This is a genomic window from Neisseria sp. HMSC070F02 (genome assembly GCF_001814225.1).
Classification (GTDB): domain Bacteria; phylum Pseudomonadota; class Gammaproteobacteria; order Burkholderiales; family Neisseriaceae; genus Neisseria; species Neisseria meningitidis.
Map to the genome: position 1 here is coordinate 55967 of NZ_KV815481.1, position 4685 is coordinate 60651.

The 4685-nt window shown below is 48.9% G+C and carries 6 protein-coding genes and 1 pseudogene; 3 read left to right on the top strand and 4 right to left on the bottom strand.

The genetic code is table 11. From position 1 onward, the window contains the following. Positions 1-314: 314 nt before the first annotated feature. Positions 315-560 carry a hypothetical protein gene (locus HMPREF2959_RS09370; RefSeq protein ID WP_002212272.1) on the bottom strand — a complete coding sequence of 82 codons (246 nt, stop codon included), beginning with the start codon at positions 558-560 and terminating at the stop codon, positions 315-317. A gap of 111 nt (positions 561-671) precedes the next feature. Between HMPREF2959_RS09370 and HMPREF2959_RS09380 the strand changes: the two genes are divergently transcribed. Both HMPREF2959_RS09380 and HMPREF2959_RS09385 read left to right on the top strand, forming a co-directional pair. After that, positions 672-1100: a CopD family protein gene (locus HMPREF2959_RS09380; protein WP_002212270.1), complete on the top strand. Its 429-nt coding sequence runs from the start codon at positions 672-674 to the stop codon at positions 1098-1100. Between the two features lie 11 nt (positions 1101-1111). Beyond that, positions 1112-1588, top strand: coding sequence for a CYTH domain-containing protein (locus HMPREF2959_RS09385; protein ID WP_002243228.1), 477 nt, complete (start codon positions 1112-1114; stop codon positions 1586-1588). Positions 1589-1937: 349 nt separating this feature from the next. Here the strand turns inward: HMPREF2959_RS09385 and HMPREF2959_RS09390 are convergent, their stop codons facing one another. Both HMPREF2959_RS09390 and aroG read right to left on the bottom strand, forming a co-directional pair. Then, positions 1938-2426 (bottom strand): dihydrofolate reductase, encoded by a 489-nt coding sequence (locus HMPREF2959_RS09390; RefSeq protein ID WP_002218701.1) that lies wholly within the window; start codon positions 2424-2426, stop codon positions 1938-1940. Positions 2427-2493: 67 nt separating this feature from the next. Further along, a complete protein-coding gene (gene aroG / locus HMPREF2959_RS09395) occupies positions 2494-3549 on the bottom strand; it encodes a 3-deoxy-7-phosphoheptulonate synthase AroG (RefSeq protein WP_070696729.1) in 1056 nt (351 codons plus the stop codon). 660 nt (positions 3550-4209) lie between these two features. On the opposite strand from aroG, the gene HMPREF2959_RS09400 reads away from it, so the two are divergent. Continuing rightward, positions 4210-4467 (top strand): hypothetical protein, encoded by a 258-nt coding sequence (locus HMPREF2959_RS09400; RefSeq protein ID WP_002243226.1) that lies wholly within the window; start codon positions 4210-4212, stop codon positions 4465-4467. On the opposite strand, the pseudogene HMPREF2959_RS11565 reads toward HMPREF2959_RS09400, so the two are convergent. Further along, a pseudogene (locus HMPREF2959_RS11565) lies at positions 4449-4658 on the bottom strand (transposase); the annotation flags it as partial. The gene HMPREF2959_RS09400 and the pseudogene HMPREF2959_RS11565 overlap by 19 nt on opposite strands. Between the last annotated feature and the right edge of the window lie 27 nt (positions 4659-4685).

Sequence of the window (4685 nt, forward strand, 5' to 3'; positions counted from 1 at the left end):
CCGCCGTCATTCCCGCGAAAGCGGGAATCTAGAATTTTAATGCGGCAAAAATTTATCGGAAAAAACCGAAGTTTAAAGACCTAGATTCCCGCCTGCGCGGGAATGACGGTTTAGAAATCACCCGAAACGAGAAAAAGAACCGAAACCGAACAAGCCGGATTACCGCCTGCGCGGGAATGACGGCTCAAAAGTTACGAAACGAAAAATAACCGAAACCAAACAAGTCGGATTCCCGCGCGGGCGGGAATGACGATAAGCGTAATTTCAATCTGCCATATTGTCTTTTCACTTGCCTGAAAACAGATTTCAGCCACCTATCCCTGCATCCGGCGGCTGATGTAGTCGGCAATCAAATCCCGCTTTTCCCAAAAAAACTTCTGCATTTTTTGTTCGGAATACAGTTTGCGGACCAGAGTGGGCAAACCGCTGTGGACGATGGCGGCGATTTCTTTGTTGCCTTTTTCTTCCTGCATTGCCGTCTGAAAATCCATACCCCTGCCTTTCAGATATTCTGCAAGGCGGTTGCGGATGTGGGAATTGAGTTCGATGGATTTGAGCATTTTGCCTCCGTTTTGCGGTAAGGATTTATTCGATTTGTTTATCCGCCTGATTTTATCACGTTTCCCAAGCGGTTTGCCTGTACAATACCGCTTTTCGGCAGGGTGTGGGCGATGATGTTTTCTTGGTTCAAGCTGTTTCACTTGTTTTTTGTCATTTCGTGGTTTGCAGGGCTGTTTTACCTGCCGAGGATTTTCGTCAATATGGCGATGATTGATGTGCCGCGCGGCAATCCCGAGTATGTGCGTCTGTCGGGCATGGCGGTGCGGCTGTACCGTTTTATGTCGCCGTTGGGCTTCGGCGCGGTCGTGTTCGGCGCGGCGATACCGTTTGCCGCCGGCTGGTGGGGCAGCGGCTGGGTACACGTCAAACTGTGTTTGGGCTTGATGCTCTTGGCTTACCAGTTGTATTGCGGCGTGCTGCTGCGCCGTTTTCAGGATTACAGCAATGCTTTTTCACACCGCTGGTACCGCGTGTTCAACGAAATCCCCGTGCTGCTGATGGTTGCCGCGCTGTATCTGGTCGTGTTCAAACCGTTTTGACGGAGCATCTTATGCCGATAGAAATCGAACGCCGTTTTTTGATTGAAAACGACAACTGGCGGCAATACGCCGATGAGCCGCTGCTGTTGAGGCAGGGTTATCTATCTGTTGAAAAAGAACGCACCGTCCGTGTCCGTATTGCCGGACAACGGGCGTGGCTGACGCTGAAAGGCTATATTTCGGAACTCAGCCGCAGTGAGTTTGAATACGAAATCCCGCTTGCCGATGCGGAAAAGATGATGGAAACGATGTGTCCGTTTAAGATGGAAAAATGGCGTTATCCGGTCAGATGGGGCGGCAGCCTGTTTGAAATCGATGTTTTTCTTGGCGATAATGCGCCTTTGGTCGTCGCGGAAATCGAGTTGCCCGACGAGAATGCCGATTTTGACCGTCCGGACTGGCTGGGACGGGAAATCACTGCCGACGGTATGTTTACCAATGCCTATTTGAGCAGGCATCCGTTCTCAAGCTGGAAAAATGCCGTCTGAAGCGGCTTCAGACGGCATTCTCCGACAACCATCGCAAATCCAAAGACAGCCTCTATATCCTTATTTCTGCTTTCTTTGTTCCATTATTCCCAATAAATCCCCATAACCTAAAATCTCGTCATTCCCGCGCAGGCGGGAATCCGGTTCTTTAAACTTCGGTTTTTTCCGATAAATTGCTTTAGCTTTTCGTTTCCGGATTCCCGCTTTTGCGGGAATGACGATGGAAGATTGTTGTTATTTCGGATAAATTACCCTAACTTTAAAATCCCGGATTCCCATCTTCGGGGGAATAACAATATTTTCTATTTCAGCCCATCATTTGCGGGGGATTTTATAGAGAGTTTATATTTCAATATCTCAAATAATGCACAAAAGCATAGCGCGTGCCTTTGCTGCTGACACGGCGTTCCGTCCGCTCTGCTTCTTTCCAATGCGTCCGGTCTATTGCGGGGAAAAATGCATCTCCTTCCACAGACAAATCCACTTCGGTTATCCGCAAATCGGTCGCCAATGGCATCGCTTGTCCGTATATCTGCGCGCCGCCCATAATGACGGCTTCTTCCGCGCCTGCGCACAATGCCAATGCCGCCTCCAAACTTGCCGCCGTTTCCGCGCCTGCCGCGCAATAATCCGCCTGCCGGCTGATGACGATGTTCCTCCGTCCAGGCAGGGGTTTGACGGGCAGGGATTCCCACGTTTTCCGCCCCATAATGACGGGTTTGCCCAAGGTATAGGCTTTGAAAAATGCGAAATCTTCGGGGATGTGCCAAGGCATAGCATTGCCCGCCCCGATGCACAGGTTTTCCGCACACGCCGCAATTAGGGTTATTTTGAGCATATTTCCTCCACAAAAATGCCGTCTGAACGCTTCAGACGGCATTTTATGACATTCCGTGTCAAAAATCTCAACCGGCGCGCGCCATACGTTTTTTGTTTGCACCTGCCAACAATGCCAACAGTTCTTCAGTCGCGCCCCAACCGATACACGCATCGGTAATGCTTTTGCCGTACACTTCCGGCTTATCCTGTCTGCCTTCGACCAAATGGCTTTCCACCATCACGCCCATAATATTGCTCCCGTCCTGTTCCAATTGGGCAGCAATATCTTGTGCCACTTCCATCTGCCGGGTGTAATCCTTGCGGCTGTTGGCGTGGCTGCAATCTATCATCAGCTTATCGGTTACCCCTGCCGCACGCAGTTGTTCCGCCGCCTCGCTGACGTGTCCCGCATCATAATTCGGCTCTTTTCCGCCGCGCAAAATGACATGACAGTCGGGATTGCCGCCGGTATGGACAATGGCGGAATGTCCGGCCTTGGTTACAGACAAGAAATGATGCGAATGGCTCGCCGCACCGATTGCGTCGATGGCAATCTTCAAATTGCCGTCCGTACCGTTTTTAAAGCCGACGGGGCAGGACAGCCCGCTTGCCAATTCGCGGTGAACTTGGCTTTCGGTCGTCCGCGCACCGATTGCCCCCCAAGAAATCAAGTCCGCATAATATTGCGGCGTAATCATATTCAAAAACTCGGTAGAGGCAGGCATACCCATATTGTTCAGCGACAACAACAGGCTGCGCGCCTGACGCAAACCGAAATTGATATCGAACGTACCGTCCAAATGCGGGTCGTTAATCAAACCTTTCCAACCCACCGTCGTCCTCGGCTTCTCGAAATAAACGCGCATCACAATCAAAAGCTCGTTTTCATACTGCTTGCGGAGTTTCAACAAACGCTCCGCATATTCCAACGCCGCTTTCGGATCGTGAATCGAACACGGCCCGATAATGACCAACAGCCGCTTGTCCCTGCCGTGAACCAAATCGGAAATTTCCTGACGGGTGCGGTGAACCAAGCCCGAAGCCTCTTTGGAAATCGGCAGCTCGTAAAGATGGGCAATCGGCGGCAACAGCTCTTTAACTTCTTTAATCTTAATATCGTCTGTGGGGTAATGGTGTGTCATCTTGCATCTTTCCTGATGGGTTTTTATACGCGGCTTAGGTTACATCGTTTACCTTGCACAAACAAGTGCAACATATTACTACAAAGCTATTTTATTTCAAAATAACTGATATATCTTTTTTCATAGATTTTAAATTTCATATTTTTAATATTTTAGGAATTTTATTCCAAAGAAAAAGAAACAGATTGATAAAAACAATACCCACCATTCATTCGGACAAAACCGCACGGAACATCCGTTTTCCCATTTCCACGACAATCCGGTACAGAACACCCCGCTGCCGATTCCGCCTGCACATCTGGCAAAATTTCATACACAAGGAAAATGTTGAAAACAAAAAGAACTCATTGCTTGAAAAAAGATTTAATTGGAATGCGGGTATTTCCCACACTTTCTCCATTTATTTATCCTCATTATAAAAACATGAAAAAACCCTGCTTGCACTCTCACTTGCAGCCGTGTCCGCCGTTACGGTAGCCGATATTCCCGAGTCTAACGGCAAAGGCAAAGCCATCATCGGCGATAAGGAAAAACACCGTTACCAAGCATGAAAACCTTGCTTTGAAAGTCCATGGCGAAATCCGCCAAGATTTGGGGGACGGATGATCCCTAACCCCTTGGGCGGATGCATATGCAGATTTGCGCGGCAAAACCAAAGTGATGACGACCCAGATGGGTGCTTCCCGCGATGTCAGCAAAAGCGCCAAAGGTTGGAGTGTCGGTATCGGTCTGAATGTAGGCAAACAGTTGACCGACAGCGTCGATCTCGAGTTTGATCCATACTACCGTCACAAAACAATCTGCAAACCCCGTGAGATTGTCTTGGACGGTGACAAAACCAAAATGGGCCGCTCCAAATCCAACGAGTACGGCTTCCGCGTAGCCGCAACGTTCTATAGTCAATTAAAATCAAAATAGGACAGTAGTGCATCGTCAAATCGGGCGTAATCAGACAAAACGGTTCGCAGATACCGCTTAATATTCGCCCACACTTTCTCAATCGGGTTGAGCTCAGGTAAATAAGGTGCAAGAGGCAATACCTTATGTCCCAATTTTTCCGCCATTTCCCGTAAGACACCCATACGGTGAAATCACGCATTATCTAAAATATAGTGGATTAACAAAAATCAGGACAA